Genomic DNA, 18,686 nt, shown 5'->3' on the forward strand with positions numbered 1-18,686 from the left:
ATTTTTTATGAAAACCTATATAAGGATAATTTTACTTGAATTAATAGGTTAACTAATATACAATATTTTATAAGGATAATTATAAGGAGGATTCTATATGGTTGGATATGTAAACAATCTTGGAAATATACGTTACTCTGAGGAAGTACTTGCTAAAATAGTAGGTTTATCTACTATGGAGTGCTATGGCGTTGTTGGAATGGTTTCTAAAAATGCTACAGAAGGATTTTGGGAACTTATAAGAGTTGAAAACTTAAGTAAAGGTGTAAAATTAAAATTTAATGATGATGATAAATTAGAAATAGAATTATTTGTTATGGTTGAATACGGAACTAAGATTTCTGTTATAGCAAATAATATAATACAAAAGGTTCGTTATAGCGTTGAAAATTATACTGGATTAAGTGTGGCTTCAGTAACAGTAAACGTTCAAGCGGTTAGAGTCTAGGAGGTAACATAATGAAATATGAAAGAATAAACGGCCATGATTTTTATAATATGGTTGTTAATGCTAGCAATAGACTTGTAGAGGAAAGCGATTTTGTAAATGCTTTAAATGTTTTCCCAGTTCCAGATGGAGATACAGGAACTAACATGTCTATGACATTTAAGGCTGCAGTTAAAGAAATTGAAAATTTAAACTCAGAATCTATAGGAGAAACTTCTAAAAAGTTAGCTAAAGGTGCCCTAATGGGTGCTAGAGGAAACTCAGGTGTTATTTTATCACAAATTCTTAGAGGAATATCTAAAGGATTAGAAGGAAAAAATGATGTAGACTCTACTGAACTTGCGTTAGCATTTTTAGAAGGGAGCAAAGCTGCGTATAAAGCAGTAATGCGTCCTACAGAAGGAACTATTCTTTCAGTTATAAGAGCAGCGGCTGAAGCAGCTGTAAAAGAAGAAAAACAAGATGTGGTAGAGTTGTTAAAAGTTGTTGTTGATGCATCAAAGGTAATGCTTGATAAGACTCCAGATCTTTTACCAGCTTTAAAGAAGGCTAAAGTAGTTGATTCAGGTGGTATGGGATTATATATAATTTTACAAGGAATGTATGATGCCCTTAAGGATGATATAAAAGCTGAAATAAAAGATGTGGTTGTAAAAGATGCAAATATGTCAGGTGCTGGAGCTGGATCTGCTAATGATGTAGATATTAAGTTTGGATACTGTACAGAATTTATTATATTAGGTGATGCTAAGAAAGCTAAAGCATTCCAAGATGAAATTGAGCCATTAGGTGACTCTATGATAGTAGTTGGATATGATGATGTAATAAAAGTACATATTCATACTAATAATCCAGGACTAGTTTTAGAAAAAGCAGTAGCAGTAGGTGAATTATCTAAAATTAAAATAGATAACATGAGAGAAGAGCATAGAGAAATGCTTGAGAAAGAAGAACTATTAGCAGATAAGCTTGAAGAAACTGAAGAAGTAGAAAAGAAGAAGTATGCTTTTGTATCTGTTGCAATGGGAAGTGGAATCACTAGTGTTCTTAAAGATTTAGGTGTTGATTACGTTATTGAAGGTGGTCAAACAATGAATCCATCTACTCAAGATATGATGGAGTGTATTTCAAAGTTAAATGCTGAGCATATATTCATACTTCCAAATAATAAAAATATAATAATGGCAGCAAATCAAGCAGCTGAAATAGCGGATAAAGATGTTAGAGTAATACCTACTAAGAGTATTCCACAAGGTATAACTTGTATAACTATGTTTAATCCAGAGGAAGATGCAGAAGTAAATGAAGCAAATATGATGGAAGCTCTTGATATGGTTAAGACAGGCTCTGTAACATATGCTGTAAGAGATACTGAAATGGATGGTATCGAAATAAAAGAAGGAAATATGTTAGGTTTAGTGGAAGGTAAAATCAAAAAAGTTGGAGATGACTATTTTGAAGTTGCTAAAGAAATACTTGAGTCTATGATAGATGATGAAAGTGAACTTATAACTATTTTCTATGGTAGTGATGTTGAAGAAAGTAAAATAGAAGATTTTGTAGCTGAATTAGAAGAGAAATATGAAGACTTCGATGTACAATGCTATAAAGGAGATCAACCTTTATATTACTTCATAATGTCAGTAGAATAATAATAAAAGGCTGTTGCAAATGCACAGCCTTTTTGCGTATAATTATTAAAATATACTTAATTTGGGATGAGGTGTATTTATGGATGTTACTAAAGATATAGGAAGTTTAAAAGGTGTGGGGCCAAAGCTTAAAGAGAAGCTTAATAAATGTGGAATTTTTACTATTTTAGATTTGCTTTTATATTTTCCTAGAGATTATGAGTTCTTAAGAAGTAATATATCAATTGATGAAATTGATGAAAAAGAAAAGCAGGTTTTGACTTGTAAGTGTACTAGTATAGAAAGAGATGTAAAGACGAGAACAGGAAAATTTATAACTACTATAAAATTTGATTATTTAGGGCATATTGTAGATGGAAAATGGTTTAATCAAAGATTTATAAAAAACTCATTTAAAGTTGGAGAAAGTTATGATTTGTTGGGGAAATATAAAAAGATAGGCAATAGGTTAGAAATAGTTAATCCTATTGTTGGAGTAAAAGTTGCTAAAGAAAATGAAATTGTACCAAAATATAGCTTGAAAGGAGATATGACAGATAAAATTTTAATAAAGCTTATAAATCAATGTATAGAGGATTTGAAAATTGAAGATAATCTTCCTAAAGAGTTAATAGAAAAGTATAAGCTTACTGATTTAGATTTTGCTATAAGAAATATTCATTTTCCTTCAGGTAGAGAAGCATTAGAAAAAGCTATAACAAGATTAAAATTTCAAGAGTTATTTAATTATTCTATGAAGTTGCTTATATTAAAAAGAAAGCTAAAGAGTAAAAATGGAATAAAATTTGAATGGGCAAAGGAGTTAACAGATCTTAAAGAATCTCTCCCATATAGTCTTACTGAAGCTCAAACAAGAGTAGTTAGAGAAATACTTAGAGATCAAAAAAGCCCATTTCCTATGAATAGACTTGTACAAGGAGATGTTGGAAGTGGTAAAACTGTAGTAGCTCTTATAGCAATGTTTAATGTTGTAAAAAATGGGTATCAGGCTACTTTGATGGTGCCTACAGAGATATTAGCTAACCAACATTATTTGGAAGCGAGAAAGTTATTAGAACCATTTAATGTACATATAGAACTTTTAACTGGTAGTACATCGCTAAAGGAAAAAAAGAGAATAAAAGAACTTATAGCAACAGATACTCCTATGATAGTAATAGGAACGCATGCATTAATTCAAGAAGATGTAGATTTTGCAAATTTAGGTCTAGCAATAACAGATGAGCAGCATAGATTTGGAGTTGAGCAACGAAATAAACTTATTAATAAAGGGAGAAGACCTGATGTATTAGTTATGACTGCTACCCCTATACCTAGAACCTTGGCTTTATATGTGTACTCTGACTTAGATATATCGGTTATTGATAAGTTACCACCTGGAAGAAAGCCGGTTGAAACAAAATTCTTCTTAGAAAATGATAGGGATGCTGGTTATTCTTTAGTTATGGATGAAATTAATAAAGGGCGACAAGTGTATATTGTATGTCCGTTAATTGAAGAAGATGAAAAGATGGAGCTTAATTCTGTTGAAAAGTTATATAGAGAACTAAAGGAAGGAATTTTTAGAAATGTAGAAGTTGAGATTTTGCATGGTAAAATGAAGCCTAAGGAAAAAGACGATATAATAAATAGATTTAAGAAAAATGAGACAAAGGTGATTATTTCAACTACAGTAATTGAAGTAGGAGTAAATGTTCCTAATGCTTCGGTTATGATAATTGAAAATGCTGAGAGGTTTGGTTTAGCTCAGCTACATCAATTAAGAGGAAGAGTTGGAAGAGGGCAGTATGAATCTTATTGCATTTTAATCGGTAAAGCTAAAAGTGAAGTAACTAAAAAAAGAATGGAAATCATGACTTCATCAACTGATGGATTCTATATATCAGAACAAGATTTGAAGTTAAGAGGATCAGGTGAAATGTTTGGGATGAGACAAAGTGGTGATGAAGGATTAATATTAGCTAATATATATGAGGATTTAGCGATTTTAAGGTGCGCAAGAGAAGAGGGTAAGCAATTATTAAATTCAACTGATCCAGAAAAGATACGACTTTGTAATGAGATAGCTGAATCACTTGATAGATGGAGTCAGTATATCTGCTTTAATTAAAGCAGAGTTCAAATTTTAATTTAGAGATAATCGAGCTCGTACAATAGACGTTACGAGAAGATGTTTGATTAAATAAATAAATTGTTAAGTGGAAAATTATATGATAGAATTAAAATGTTAAAAAAAAAGGAGGAATTACAGTGAGAATTATAGCAGGAAAAGCAAGAGGACGTAAATTAATACCTCCAGCAACGATGGAAACAAGACCTACTCTAGATAGAGTAAAGGAATCTATGTTTAGCATAATACAAAATCATATTCCAGATGCTGTAGTAGTGGATGTTTTTGCAGGAACAGGGAGTTTAGGATTAGAAGCTGCAAGTAGAGGTGCTAAAGAAGTTTATTTGGTAGATAGAAGCAAAGATGCATTTTCTTTATTGAAACAGAATATTGAAAATCTTAAGTTTGAGGATACATGTTATGCATTGAATAAAGATTCGTATGAAGCTTTAAAGTATCTAGCTGATAAAAATAAAGTTTTTGATGTTATTTTTATAGATCCACCATATTGTAGAGAAATGATACCAGAGGCAATGAAGATAATTCATGATAGAAAGTTATTAAATGAAGATGGAATTATAGTAACTAAAATTGATTCTATTGAGGAAATATATGAAGGAAATGATAATATAGCTTTATTTAAAAGTAGAAAATATGGTAATACAACAATATGTTTATATAAAATTGAGGAGTAAAAAAGAAAGAAAATGAAAGTAGCAATTTATCCAGGTAGCTTTGATCCAATTACAAATGGGCATTTAGATATTATAACTAGAGGCTCCAAAATATATGATAAACTTATAGTAGGAGTACTAGTGAATATAGATAAAAAAGGTTTATTTAGTATAGAGGAGAGAGTTGAGTTAATAAAGAAAGTAACTATGCATTTGCCAAATGTTGAAGTTATATGTTTTAATGGACTTTTAGTTGATTTAGCAAGGAAGTATGAAGCTAAAGTTATTTTAAAAGGGTTAAGAGCGGTTTCGGATTTTGAATATGAATTTCAAATGGCTCTTATGAACTCTCAATTAGATCCGAATATTGAGACCTTATTTATGATGACTTCATCAGAGTATTCTTATTTAAGTTCATCATCTGTAAAACAGGTAGCTAAGTTTGGTGGGAACATAAGTGGGTTAGTGCCTGATGAGATAATTACAGAAGTGTATAATAAGATAAGAGATTTAGGGGGGGAGTAGCTTGAATAAGCTAGAATTGAATATTATTGATTTGTTAGAATATTTACAAGAGATGTTAGATAGTTCTGCAAAAATGCCTATTACTGGCAAGGTTATGGTTGATAAAAAAGAATTTAAGGAAGTTATAGACCAAGTTATTAATTATTTACCAGATCAACTAAAAAAAGCTGAATGGGTAATGAATGAAAAAGATAGAATACTTTCAGAAGCTCAAAAGGAATTTGAGATTGCAAGAAGAGAAAGTGCTCAACTTATGAAAGAGAAAGTTGAAAATCATGATTTAGTTAAAGAAGCTAAAATTCGTGCAAATGAAATAATAGCTTTAGCACAAAGAGATGCAAAAGCTATTAGAGTAGGTTCAAGAGAATATTCTAATGAAATTCTTTTAGAACTTGATAAAGAGGTTGAAAATAAAAAGATTGAACTTATAACAGCAATGCAAGAATCCTTTGAAAAAGCTGCTAAAGAAATTGATGAAAAATTAAGTGATACTGGTAAGATTATAAAAGAAAATATTGCTGAATTAAGAAACATGTAAATTCTTTTTATATCTTATAAAAGTACATATAAGTGATAATATCAATATACAGTAGATAATAAGAAGTATTTTATTATCTATATAAAAAGTTTGAATTGGAAAAGTTGATACTGGGGTATCTTTTACAAAAAAGATACATGCTATAAATGTAATTATAAAACTTATTATTCCTTGAATAAATTTTAAAAATGAGTATTTAAATAATGAAATATTTAAGTCTCCAATAAAAGAACTTATTTGTGCTATAACAGATAATCCGGAAAAAGAACAAATAAAACTTATTATAGATAGCTTTAATATTAACGGTAATGTAGATGAACTGATAAGCTTACAACCGTTAGTGAATTCGATGCTACCTAGTAAAGTTCCATATAAAGAAGATGAAGGTATATTTAAAAAATCTTCTATGTTTTTAAAAGTAATGCTTATATAAGCATTACTTTTTATTATGCTTATAATAATTGAAAAAATGATAACGAACGCACCAACTTGTAATGTTGTGTTTACACTGTTTTCAATAGAAGTTTTTAAAGCAGAGCCTATAGATACTTTTTTGAATCCGGAATGCATAACCTTTGAATTTTTATTAAAATCTCCTTTAGGAATAGTAATAATTCCAATGATTAGTGGAGAAAGATAGTTAGCTATTAAAAGTATAAAGCCTAATTTGGTATTTCCAAACATGGTAGCTCCTACAGAACCTATTAAAAACATAGGACTAGCATTTGATGCTATATTTAATAATCTTTCGAATTCTTTCTTATTAATATATCCTAAATTGTATAAATCGCAACAATACTTACAACCTAATGGATAACCGCATAGCACACTTGCTGCTATAGGAAATGAAGAATTCTTTGAAAGTTTTAAAGGTCTACATAATAAAGGTCCAAGGATTTTTGAATATAATGATATCCCATCATAACAAATTAAAAGATTACATATAAAAGAAAAAGGAAATATAGTTGGTAATATAGTTTTTATAACTAAATTTAAACCGACTAAAGAAGCGTTTATACAATCTTTCAGATTTAATACAAATAAAATAATACAAAATGAAATTAAAAAGCTTACAAAATAATTCTTATTTATATTAAGAAGTTTTAGTAATACAAATATAAGAATAAAAATTGAAAGCCATAAGAATATAATACTATGCATAGAAACTCCTCCCATCTATAGTATTTATATGCTTATGACTTTATAATATTATTATTTTATTATCGGATTTTTTAAATAATCTGATTTTGGATTTAAATTTGGGTTAAGAATAGAATAAGCTTTTGTTGCTAAAATATCTAATTCCAATAATGGATTATTAGGGTGTTTAGGAACTTTTGTAATCAAAGGTATAGAAGAGGTCTTTTTTATTGAAGATAAAATTTCTCTTCCTTTTGAATTAAACCCTAAAATTCGTCCAAAATTATATTGACTTATAGTGTTTTTATCAAAGTTATAATTATCAAAGCCGATAAAGATTTGAGTAAGTAATCTTGAAATTTTTGTGTAAGTATATCTTTTGCTTTTTACTCTAAGAATTAAATCATCATAAGAAGTGCTGTCTATAACTTCTTTTAATATTTTCTTATCTAAACCTTCTGATGCTTCATAAAGATTGTTAAAATTTACGCAATTAGTTGAGATTTTATATCTTAAAAATTTATATAAATCTTCATCAAAAGAAAAAGTGTATCCATCGTTTTTTAGGGATTTTAAAATATTATATGATGGTTCTGGCATTACTGAACTCAAAGTGTTAATAGAGTATTCATTATCAGAAAGTGCTTTTCTAATAGATGTAGCAGAAGAGAAAGTACTTTCTATATTAGTTTCATTGTAATTGCTGCCTTCACGTTTTAAAGTATATGGTTTTATTTTGCTTTTTTCTAATAGAATAGCTTTAATATATTCTATTCCTAATATATTATTTGAAGATGAAATAACATCTTTAATAGAATCATCCTTTGAAAAATCTATTAGTGATTTTTCCCTAGCTTTAGCAAAAGAAATTCCTTCTTTAAGATTGTTTTTTAACATATTGTTAAAAGAGTCATTATTTGTAGTTAAAATTTTAGCAATTTTATAAAGTGAATCCACGTCTCCGCATTCAGAACCAAAGTAAAGATTATCTACGACTCCTAGAGAATTTAAAATAGAGACAGCACCTCTAGCGAAAATTTCAGCAGAAGAAACTGCGTAAAAAGTCGGTAACTCTAGTACCAAATCTACTCCGTTTTCTAGAGCCATTTCGGTTCTTTTCCATTTATCGATTATCGCTGGACCACCTCTTTGTACAAAATTTCCGCTCATTATACATACTATTCCATCACAGTTTGTAGCTTTCTTTGCCTCGGTAATATGATATAAATGACCGTTATGAAATGGATTATATTCTGTAATTATACCTGTAATATTCATATTAGCGCTCCTTTTAGGGAAATATAAAATCATTATAACATAAGATAAAAAAAGTAAAATAAGTTATAGTAAAATGATATAATACATAATATTCAGAAAATTAATAATATAAAGAATTAAATATTTAAAGTAAATTTCTATTGAAAAATATAGCTATATAGGAGTATATTAGATAATGAATGATTCGTCCTTGTGACTACGAAAGGAGAAATTAAAATGGAACTTATGAATAAATTATTCGAAGCTGCAAAAGCAAATAAGCAAAGAATAGTTTTACCAGAAGGTGAAGAGCAAAGAACTATAATTGCTACTGAAGAAATTAAGAACCAAGGGTTAGCTTATCCAATACTAATTGGTAATCAAGAAAATATAATGAATATGGCTAAAGAGCTTAATGTTGATTTATCTGGTGTTGAAATAATTGATCCTAACAGTTATGAAAAGATTGATGAGTATGTAAAAGCCTTTTATGAAATAAGAAAAAATAAAGGTATGACAATGGAGAAAGCTGAAAAAATAGTGAGAGATCCACTATATTTTGGTACTATGATGGTTAAGTTAGATGATGCTGATGGTATGGTATCAGGTGCTATACACACTACAGGAGATCTTTTAAGACCAGGTCTTCAAATCATCAAGACAACTCCAGGGGTATCAGTTGTATCAAGCTTCTTCATAATGATGGTACCAGATTCACCATATGGAGAAAATGGTATGTTATTATTTGCAGATTGTGCTGTTAATCCAAATCCTACATATGAACAATTAGCAGCAATAGCTATAGCTACTGCAGATACTGCTAAAAATTTATGTAAGGTAGAACCAAGAGTTGCGATGTTATCATTCTCAACTATGGGAAGTGCTGATCATGAGCTAGTTGAAAAGGTAAGAAAAGCTACTGAACTTGCAAAAGAATTAAGACCAGATTTAATGATCGATGGAGAAATGCAATTAGATGCAGCTATAGTTGGAAAAGTTGCTGCTCAAAAAGCTCCAAATAGCAAAGTTGCTGGAAGAGCAAATGTATTAGTGTTCCCAGATTTACAATCAGGAAATATTGGATATAAATTAGTTCAAAGATTTGCTGGTGCTGAAGCTATAGGACCTATGTGTCAAGGTTTTGCTAAACCAATAAATGACTTATCAAGAGGATGTAGCTCAGAAGATATAGTTAATGTAGTTGTGCTAACAGCTGTTCAGGCTCAAGCTCAAAATAAGTAATATATTAAGAGGTGTTTATAAATGAAAGTATTAGTAATTAATTGCGGAAGCTCATCATTAAAATATCAATTAATCGATATGGCTACAGAAGAATCTTTAGCTCAAGGATTAGTTGAAAGAATAGGAATCGAAGGTTCTGTTTTAACTCAAAAAGTTGAAGGAAGAGAAAAATATATAGTTAAAGAAGCTATGAAAGATCATAAAGATGCTATAAGATTAGTTTTAGCAGCTTTAGTAGATGAAAACAACGGAGTTATTTCATCTATGGAAGAAATCAATGCTGTAGGACATAGAGTTGTTCACGGTGGAGAAAAATACAACAAGTCAGTTGTTATAAACGATGAAGTTAAAAACTATATTGAAGAATGCTTTAAGTTAGCTCCATTACATAATCCAGCTAATATGATAGGTATCAAGGCTTGTGAAGAATTAATGCCAAACACTCCAATGGTAGCTGTTTTTGATACTGCTTTCCACGGAACAATGCCAGAAGAAGCTTACCTATATGCTTTACCATATGAATTATATGAAAAGCACGGAATTAGAAAATATGGATTCCACGGAACTTCTCATAAATACGTTTCTCAAAAAGTTGCAGAAGTTATGGGTAGAGATATAAAAGATCTTAAGATTATAACTTGTCATTTAGGAAATGGATCAAGTGTATGTGCAGTTAAAAATGGAGAATCAGTTGAAACTTCTATGGGATTCACACCACTTGAAGGTTTAGCAATGGGTACTAGATCAGGTAGTATAGACCCAGCTATAGTTACTTTCTTAATGAAAGAAGAAGGATTAACTGCTGATGAAGTTACAGATTTATTAAATAAAAAATCAGGAGTATTAGGAATTTCAGGAATAAGCTCAGACTTTAGAGATATTGAAGATGCTGCTTATAAAGAAAAAGTTCACAGAGCTCAATTAGCTTTAGATATATTCCACTACAAAGTAAGAACTACTATAGGTGCATACGCTGCTGCTATGGGTGGAGTTGATGCTATAGTCTTCACAGCTGGTGTTGGTGAAAATGGACCAGAAACAAGAGAAGAAATACTTAAAGGATTAGAATTCTTAGGTGTTAAATGTGATACAGAAGCAAATAAAGTTAGAGGAAAAGTAAGAGAAATATCTACAGCAGATTCTACTGTTAAAGCATTTATAATTCCAACTAACGAAGAGTTAATGATTGCAAGAGATACTTTAGAATTAATATCAAAGTAATTATTATATAAATAGCTTGACTTTTAATGTCGGCGTAGATATAATAAATTGTGTTTGAAATGGGTAAATTAAAGCCTAAGGAGTGAAAATGGTGCTTTGCTCAAGCTATACGTAATGTATAATATATCTTCTTTAAGATATGAGGAGTAAAATCCAGAGCTTATAATTATGGAAGTACAATTTTTAGATTTACTTGTCAAAGATGGAAGAAAGAAAGCGGTTGATTTCTCACTTGATTTAGAACCTATAAAGTTTGAAGGAGAAATCATTAAAGCAATCAAACCTGTTAAGGTAGAGGGACAAATAGTATCAAGAAATGATGTTCTTGAATTAGAAGCCACTATCAAGACAGAATTAGAACTTAATTGTTCAAGGTGCTTAGATACCTTTATCTATCCAATAGATATTGATATAGAAGAAAGGTTTACAAATAATAAAGAACTTCAAGATGAAGAAGGGATTATATTTGTAGAAGGGGATACTTTAGATTTATCCCTAATTGTTGAAAATAGTATTATTTCAACCTTACCTATCAAGAGACTTTGCGCTGAAGACTGTAAGGGTCTTTGTTCCAATTGTGGAGCCAATTTAAATGTTGACAAATGTAGTTGTAACAATTATGATGTCGATATTAGGCTAGCAAAGCTCAAAGAGTTGTTTGGGGAATAAGGAGGTGTAATAATGGGAAATCCAGCGAGAAAGACATATAGAGCAAAAAGAGATTCTAGAAGAGCTCAAACTTTTAAGTTAAGCTTACCAGGAATAGTTGAATGTCCACAATGCCACGAAATGAAGATGGCTCACAGAGTTTGTAAGAACTGTGGATTCTACAAAGGTAAAGAAGTTGTTGCTTCAACTGAAGAATAAAGAAAGTCATATGACTTTCTTTTCTTTTATATATAAAGAAATAAAGGGGTGAACCAAATGAAAATAGCTATAGATGGTATGGGTGGAGATCATGCACCTAAGGCTGTAGTAGAAGGTGTTGTAAAGGCTACAGAAGAATTTAAGGATATAGAATTTTTCATAACAGGACCAGAAGAACAGATTAAAGAAGAGTTACAAAAGTGTAATTATATTGGAGATAGAATAAAGATAGTAAATGCTACTGAAGTTATAACTAATAATGAGCATCCAGTTATGGCTATCAGAAAGAAAAAGGATTCAAGCATTTGTAAAGCTTTAAACCTTGTTAAAGATAAAGAATGTGATGCTGTTATCTCTGCAGGAAGTACAGGAGCTTTCTTAGCTGGATGTACTTTTGTCGTAGGTAGAATTAAAGGAATAAAGAGACCAGCACTTGCGCCAATAATGCCAGGGAAAAATGGGCCATTTATGATAGTTGATTGTGGTGCTAATGTTGATTGTAAGCCAGAGCATTTAATTAATTTTGCGTATATGGGAAAAGAGTATTATAAGGGTGTTATGGAAAATAATAATCCTAAGGTAGGACTTGTAAATATAGGTGCTGAAGCTGAAAAAGGAAACGAATTAACTAAAGCTACTTATAGTTTATTAGAGCAAGAGGATGGATTAAACTTTGTAGGTAACGTAGAACCTAGATATATTTCAGATGGAGACACTCAAGTTTTAGTATGTGACGGATTTGTAGGTAATACAGTATTGAAAATGTATGAAGGTACTGCATCAAATCTTTTAAATATAATTAAAGAAGAGATTTTATCAACAGGAATAAAATCAAAAATCGGAGCAGTTTTATTAAAACCTGTTTTTTCAAATATTAAAAAGAAGTTTGATTATAAAGAATATGGTGGAGCACCATTTTTAGGTGTAGATGGTATATGTATAAAAGCTCATGGAAGTTCTGATGCTAAAGCTTTCAAAAGTGCAATAAGACAAACAAAGAATTTTTATGATAGTAAGGTACTAGATAAGATAAAAGAAGGTTTAGAAAACAAGTAATTTATATTGCTTTTAATATTGACGAGTAACTTAATATATAATATTATCTAAGTGGGTGAATTTAGGAGGTGAGAATATGTTTGAAAAGATTAGATCAATAATATCTGAAAAATTAGGTATCGATGAAGAAGAAATCACAATGGAATCTGCTTTTATTGAAGATTTAAATGCAGATTCATTAGATATAGTTGAACTTATTATGGCTTTAGAAGATGAATTAGAGATGGAAATTCCAGATGAAGAAGCTGAAACTTTCGTAACTGTGGCTGATATAGTTAAGTTTATGAAAGAACATGGTGAGGAATAATTAAATCCCGCAATATTGCGGGATTTAATGTTTAAAACAAAATTAGTCTATTCTTGAATTTGTTTAGAAATAGAAGCAAGTTGAAGAATATACTTGTAAGGAGCTGTACAAGATGAATAACTTTTATCAAAAAGAAGTGGAGGATGTAGTAGGGATAAAATTTAATGAACCGAGTTTATTAATGACTGCATTGACACATTCTTCATATGCTAATCAACATAGAGATGAAGCATACAATGAAAGATTAGAATTTTTAGGTGATTCTATTTTACAATTATGTATTACTGAATATCTATTTCTAAATTATAAGGAGAAAACTGAAGGTGAATTAACAAAGATTCGTAGTTTAATAGTTTGTGAAAATTCGCTGTATGAAATTGGAAGAGAACTGAATTTAGGATATTTTTTAAGAATGAGTAAAGGTGAAGAGCTTACAGGAGGAAGAGAGAGAGTATCTCTTATAGCTGATGCTGTAGAAGCTTTAATTGCTGCAATATACCTAGATAAGGGGTTAGAATTTACTAAAGATTATATTTTAGGTAGATTTGAAAAAATAATTAAAAGAGCAATTAATAATGACATAATATTAGATTATAAAACTAAACTTCAAGAACTATTGCAAAGAAATGGTGAAATATCTATAGTATATGAATTAATTAAACATGAGGGACCACCTCATAGAAGAAAATTCTTTACTCAATTAATAATAGATAATAAAGAGTTTAGTAAAGGCGAAGGTTATAGCAAAAAGGAATCGGAACAAAATGCAGCTAAGTCAGCTCTAAAGATTTTGGAGGATATAAATGAGTAAGAACTACTATATTATACCTGTTTTTATATCTCATCAAGGCTGTCCACATCAATGTGTATTTTGTAATCAAGATAGAATAGCTAGAGTTGTTGAGGATGAAGTTACAGAAAGTGATGTTAGAAAAACAATAGATGATTACTTAGAAACTATAGATGCAAAAGGAGCAACTTTAGAAGTTTCCTTTTTTGGAGGAACATTTACAGCAATACCGGTACAAAAGCAAAAAGAATTACTAAGTGTGGCGTTAGAATATAAAAATAGAGGTTTAATTCATAATATAAGACTATCAACTAGACCAGATGCTATAAATAGATACATCTTAGATTATTTAAAAGAATATAAAGTTGATATTATTGAACTTGGAGTTCAATCTTTAGATGATGAAGTTTTAATAAAAGCTGGTAGAGGACATACTGCAGAACAAGTAAAAGAAGCATCTATACTTATAAAAGAGTATAATTTTACATTAGGTCATCAAATTATGCCAGGATTACCTGGAGATACTTTTGAGAAGGATATATATACAACAAAAGCTTCTATTAGTATGAAGCCTGATATATGTAGAATATATCCGGCACTTATAATCAAAGATACTCCAATGGAGAAGATGTATGAAAGAGGAGAGTATATACCATATTCCTTGAAAGAAGCAGTAGATATATCTACTGAGATGTTAAAGCTTTATAAAGAAGCTAAAATTAAAGTGATAAGAATAGGACTTCAACCAACAGAATCTATAACATGGGGGCAAGATATTATCGATGGACCTTTCCATCCAGCATTTAGAGAACTTGTTGAAGGAAATTTAATATGTAGTAGCTTAAAAGAGAAAGCGCCTTGTGATAAGGATATTATTATAGAAATTAATCCTAAAGATGTAAGTAAGCTATATACAAATAAAAAGGAATATTTTAAAGAATTCACTAATAATAGAAGTGGAAAAGTTTTTGTTAAAGTTGAAAATAAAGTTAAAAGAAATAGAATTAGATTAACTGTAATCGAAAAGAAAGAAGAGTTTAAAATTTAGTATAGTTTCAATCATTATAAGGGAGTTAGCTTATTTGCCTAACTCCTAAAGTTTTATTATATAAAGATATAAGTCTATTTATTGAAATTTTTATATCTTTGCTATAAACTAAGAATGAATGGAGTGATAATAATGAAAAAGAAGACTAGAGAAAAGTTAGTTTATATTATTTCGATATTTATGTTGGTAGCATTTATATTAGGATTATTACCAGCACTTATATAAATAGATAAGGAGTGTGCCAATGTTTTTAAAGTCACTAGAAGTACGTGGATTTAAATCCTTTGCAGATAAAACAGAGCTAAACTTCAAAAAAGGAATAACTGCAGTAGTAGGACCAAATGGAAGTGGAAAAAGTAATATATCAGATGCGGTTAGATGGGTTTTAGGTGAACAAAGTGTTAAAAGCCTAAGAGGTGGAAAAATGGAGGATGTTATATTTGCAGGTACTCAATTTAGAAAACCGGTAGGACTAGCGCAAGTTTCACTTTGTTTAGATAACTCAGATGGTTCATTACCTATTGAATATAATGAGGTAATAGTAACTAGAAGAATATTTAGATCTGGAGAGACAGAGTATCTAATAAATAAACAAAAGTGTAGATTAAAAGATATAGTAGAATTATTTATGGATACAGGTATAGGTAAAGAAGGATATTCATTAATAGGGCAAGGTAAAATAGATGCTATATTAAGTGGAAGACCTGAAGAAAGAAGAGCTTTATTCGAAGAAGCAGCAGGTATTGTTAAATATAAGGCTAGAAAAGAAGAAGCTGAAAAAAAATTAGAAAATACAGAAAATAATCTTGTAAGAATAAGAGATATAATATCAACTTACGAAGAAAGATTAGGACCTTTAAAAGAAGAAAAAGAGAAAGCTATAAAATATAAATCTTTAGCAGATGAGTTAAAGGTTAAAGAGGTCTCTTTAATAATTTATCATTTAAATAAAGTAAAAGCAGACTTAGAGATACTAGTAAAAGAAATTGAAGAAAGAGAACGTGAAATAGGTTCAAAAAGAGAAAATATATCAAGATATAAGAGTGAAATTGTTTCTTTAGAAGAGGCTATAGAGGAAATAGAAAGAAAGAATAAAGAAGAGAGGGAAAGATATTATAGCGAAAAAGAATCTATGGCTAAAAACTCAAAAGACATAGATTTATTTAAAGAAAGAATATCTAACTTTAAAAGCCTAATAGCAAAAGAAGAAAAAGAAATAAATGATATAAGAGTTAAATTAAATGATTTAAATAAAGAAAAAGAACTTTTAGAAAAAGAGATAGATGATAAGCTTGAAGAAAGAAGACAGAAAGAACTATCAATAAGAGAAGTAGAAAGAAATATTTCGGAGAATAATAGAGATATTTCTAAAATAGAAGCAGAATTAAATAGATTAAAAGATAGTGAGTATGAATTCTTATCTAAAAACTCTGAAATAAAAAATAATATAAAATCCATAGAAAAAGATATATTAAACACAAATGAACAAAAGGAAGCTTTGATTCTATCTATTAATAATCTTAAGAGTAATTTAACTATTAATATAGCAACTATTGAAAAGTTAAGAGAGAATGTTTTAAAGACAAAAAATGATATAAAACTTCTTGAAGAAGGCGTAATAGAGCTTAAGAGAGAATTATCTAAAACACATAACAAGTTAAATCAAAAAGAAACTCAAATAAAAGTTCTTACAAGAAACATAAACGGTTTAGAAGCTACTCACTCCGCATTGAGTAATTTGGAGAAACATTATGAAGGATATAATAGAACTGTAAAAAATTTAATGGAACATATCTCAGATGGGAAAGTACAAAATATTGGAGATATAAAAGTATTAGGTGAAATATTTAATGTTGATAAACAATATGAAATAGCTATTGAGATTGCATTAGGTGCAGCTATTTCTAATGTAATAACTAAAAGTGATAGAGATGCTAAGGTTTTAATTCAATATTTAAAATCAAGAAATTTAGGAAGAGCTACATTCTTGCCGCTTAACATAATAAAAGGTAAGAGGCTTAATGTTCCTGAAAATTTAAAGAAGATTGATGGATACATAGGGATAGCATCTGATTTGATAATTGTAGACAAGAATTATAAAGATATTGTTGATTATAATCTTGGTAGAACAATAATAGCAAAAGATATGGATTCAGCTTTAGTTATTTCAAAGGCTGGAAATCATAATTATAAAATTGTAACCTTAACAGGAGAAGTTATAAATCCAGGAGGAGCCTTAACAGGAGGAAGTATCCAAGGGAAGAGTGGTAATCTTTTAGGAAGAAAAAGAGAAATAGAGGAAATTGAAGTTAAGGTAGAAAAATTAAAAGGTGAGTATAAAAAAGAAAGTGAACTTTTACAACAGATAAAAGAAGACATTAAAAAGATTGATGAAGATATAATTGATAGAAGAGAAGAAATTCATCAAAAGAATATTGATTTAACTATTTTAGATGGAGAAACAAAAAACCTTGTAATTGAAGGAGAAAAAATTAAAAAATCACTAGAATACTCAAATGATGATTTAAAAAAGAAAGCAATATTTATTGATAGTTTAAATAAGCAATTAGAAGTAAAAAATGAAAAACTTAAATCATTAGGTATAAAGAATTTTGAAAGTAAAGAAAAAATAAAGCTTCTTGAAGAATCATATGATATTAAGAAAAGAGAATTAGATTTATTAAAAGAGAAGGCTACAGAAATGAAAATTTCTAGAGCAACCTTAGATGAAAGCATTCAAGGTAAGAAAAATGAGTTATATTCTAAAAAAACAAATATTGCGGAAAGAGAACAGAATATAAAAAATCTTTCATGGGAAATTAATGAAAAACAAGATAATATTAAAGCTTTAGAAGATGGAATAAAAAATAAGACAGCTATAATTGAAAAAATTAATGATAATATTAGATCTTTAGAGGAAGTTTTTAAAGAAGATGAAATTAAAAAGATTTCATATAAAGAAGAACTAAAAGTAAAAGAGACTTTAGCCAATGAAATAATAGAGGATGTAAGAGTTTTAGAAGCTGAACTAAATAAGAGAACAATTCAAAAGGTAAAATTAGATAGTGAAGAAGAGGGACTATTTAGTAGGTTAAACGGAGAAATTAATTTAACTTTAGCAGAGGCTATGGAAATCGCTATAGAAATTGATAATATCTTAAAAGTTAAAGAAGAGATAAGTAGATTAAAGGGTAAGATAAGCGCCATAGGTACTGTAAATTTATCTGCAATTTTAGAATATGATGAAGTTTTAGAAAAGTATGAATTTATGTCATCTCAAGAGCTGGATTTAGAACAAGCAAAGAATGAGCTGTTAGATGTTATAAGTGAAATGACTATAAAAATGCAAAAAATGTTTAGAGAAAACTTTGAAATATTAAATGAGAACTTTGGAGAAACATTCAAAGAGTTATTTAAAGGTGGAACGGCAGAGCTTATATTAGGTGAGGGTGATGAACTAAATGCTAATATAGTCATAAATGTACAGCCACCAGGGAAAAAACTTCAAAATATAAATCTTATGTCAGGAGGAGAAAAGGTACTTTCTGCAATAGCATTATTGTTTGCTATATTAAAGATGAAGCCTACTCCATTCTGTATATTAGATGAAATTGAAGCCGCTTTAGATGATGCTAATGTATTTAGATATGCAGAGTTTTTAAAACAGTTCTCTGATAATATTCAGTTTATAGTAATAACCCATAGAAAAGGTACTATGGAAGTAAGTGATGTTATGTATGGTGTTACAATGGAGGAAAAGGGTATATCTAAAGTTGTTTCCGTAGACTTAACAGAGAATTAGGAGGAAGAT

At 29.3% G+C, this 18,686-nt stretch carries 17 protein-coding genes; 15 read left to right on the top strand and 2 right to left on the bottom strand.

Annotated elements, in window-relative coordinates; genetic code table 11:
• The first annotated feature begins 97 nt into the window (after positions 1-97).
• From H8S10_RS00315 to H8S10_RS00340, 6 genes are all read left to right on the top strand, one after another.
• Positions 98-448 carry an Asp23/Gls24 family envelope stress response protein gene (locus tag H8S10_RS00315; RefSeq protein ID WP_055263259.1) on the top strand — a complete coding sequence of 117 codons (351 nt, stop codon included), beginning with the start codon at positions 98-100 and terminating at the stop codon, positions 446-448.
• A gap of 11 nt (positions 449-459) precedes the next feature.
• Positions 460-2,100, top strand: coding sequence for a DAK2 domain-containing protein (locus H8S10_RS00320; protein WP_055263261.1), 1,641 nt, complete (start codon positions 460-462; stop codon positions 2,098-2,100).
• Positions 2,101-2,179: 79 nt separating this feature from the next.
• Entirely contained in the window at positions 2,180-4,210 is a 2,031-nt protein-coding gene (gene recG, locus H8S10_RS00325; protein ID WP_186837560.1) for an ATP-dependent DNA helicase RecG, read from the top strand.
• Between the two features lie 140 nt (positions 4,211-4,350).
• Positions 4,351-4,905: a 16S rRNA (guanine(966)-N(2))-methyltransferase RsmD gene (gene rsmD / locus H8S10_RS00330; RefSeq protein ID WP_055263265.1), complete on the top strand. Its 555-nt coding sequence runs from the start codon at positions 4,351-4,353 to the stop codon at positions 4,903-4,905.
• Positions 4,906-4,917: 12 nt separating this feature from the next.
• Positions 4,918-5,409 (top strand): pantetheine-phosphate adenylyltransferase, encoded by a 492-nt coding sequence (coaD, locus tag H8S10_RS00335; RefSeq protein WP_055263267.1) that lies wholly within the window; start codon positions 4,918-4,920, stop codon positions 5,407-5,409.
• A gap of 1 nt (position 5,410) precedes the next feature.
• A complete protein-coding gene (locus H8S10_RS00340; protein ID WP_055263269.1) occupies positions 5,411-5,947 on the top strand; it encodes a hypothetical protein in 537 nt (178 codons plus the stop codon).
• Here the strand turns inward: H8S10_RS00340 and ylbJ are convergent.
• Positions 5,933-7,108: a sporulation integral membrane protein YlbJ gene (ylbJ, locus tag H8S10_RS00345; protein WP_186837561.1), complete on the bottom strand. Its 1,176-nt coding sequence runs from the start codon at positions 7,106-7,108 to the stop codon at positions 5,933-5,935. The two genes, H8S10_RS00340 and ylbJ, sit on opposite strands and share 15 nt — an antisense overlap.
• A 51-nt stretch (positions 7,109-7,159) precedes the next feature.
• The gene (locus tag H8S10_RS00350; protein ID WP_055263273.1) at positions 7,160-8,365 is read right to left on the bottom strand and encodes a nucleotidyltransferase; all 1,206 of its coding nucleotides are present in this window, start codon (positions 8,363-8,365) and stop codon (positions 7,160-7,162) included.
• Between the two features lie 216 nt (positions 8,366-8,581).
• On the opposite strand from H8S10_RS00350, the gene pta reads away from it, so the two are divergent.
• The 9 genes from pta (at position 8,582) to smc (ending at position 18,677) form a co-directional block, all read left to right on the top strand.
• Positions 8,582-9,586 carry a phosphate acetyltransferase gene (gene pta, locus H8S10_RS00355; RefSeq protein WP_055263275.1) on the top strand — a complete coding sequence of 335 codons (1,005 nt, stop codon included), beginning with the start codon at positions 8,582-8,584 and terminating at the stop codon, positions 9,584-9,586.
• A gap of 21 nt (positions 9,587-9,607) precedes the next feature.
• Entirely contained in the window at positions 9,608-10,807 is a 1,200-nt protein-coding gene (locus H8S10_RS00360; protein WP_055263277.1) for an acetate kinase, read from the top strand.
• A gap of 168 nt (positions 10,808-10,975) precedes the next feature.
• A complete protein-coding gene (locus tag H8S10_RS00365) occupies positions 10,976-11,476 on the top strand; it encodes a DUF177 domain-containing protein (protein WP_055263279.1) in 501 nt (166 codons plus the stop codon).
• A 12-nt stretch (positions 11,477-11,488) separates the two neighbouring features.
• The gene (gene rpmF, locus H8S10_RS00370) at positions 11,489-11,674 is read left to right on the top strand and encodes a 50S ribosomal protein L32 (protein WP_005213472.1); all 186 of its coding nucleotides are present in this window, start codon (positions 11,489-11,491) and stop codon (positions 11,672-11,674) included.
• A 57-nt stretch (positions 11,675-11,731) separates the two neighbouring features.
• Positions 11,732-12,730, top strand: coding sequence for a phosphate acyltransferase PlsX (gene plsX / locus H8S10_RS00375; protein ID WP_186837562.1), 999 nt, complete (start codon positions 11,732-11,734; stop codon positions 12,728-12,730).
• A gap of 76 nt (positions 12,731-12,806) precedes the next feature.
• The gene (acpP, locus tag H8S10_RS00380) at positions 12,807-13,037 is read left to right on the top strand and encodes an acyl carrier protein (protein ID WP_032118133.1); all 231 of its coding nucleotides are present in this window, start codon (positions 12,807-12,809) and stop codon (positions 13,035-13,037) included.
• A 112-nt stretch (positions 13,038-13,149) separates the two neighbouring features.
• A complete protein-coding gene (gene rnc / locus H8S10_RS00385) occupies positions 13,150-13,848 on the top strand; it encodes a ribonuclease III (RefSeq protein WP_186837563.1) in 699 nt (232 codons plus the stop codon).
• The gene (locus H8S10_RS00390) at positions 13,841-14,875 is read left to right on the top strand and encodes a radical SAM protein (RefSeq protein WP_055263285.1); all 1,035 of its coding nucleotides are present in this window, start codon (positions 13,841-13,843) and stop codon (positions 14,873-14,875) included. Before rnc ends, H8S10_RS00390 begins: the two co-directional genes overlap by 8 nt.
• A 244-nt stretch (positions 14,876-15,119) precedes the next feature.
• Positions 15,120-18,677 (top strand): chromosome segregation protein SMC, encoded by a 3,558-nt coding sequence (smc, locus tag H8S10_RS00395; RefSeq protein ID WP_186837564.1) that lies wholly within the window; start codon positions 15,120-15,122, stop codon positions 18,675-18,677.
• Positions 18,678-18,686 lie beyond the last annotated feature (9 nt).

Origin of the sequence: Clostridium sp. NSJ-49 (genome assembly GCF_014287725.1) — a bacterium.
Classification (GTDB): domain Bacteria; phylum Bacillota; class Clostridia; order Clostridiales; family Clostridiaceae; genus Clostridium; species Clostridium disporicum_B.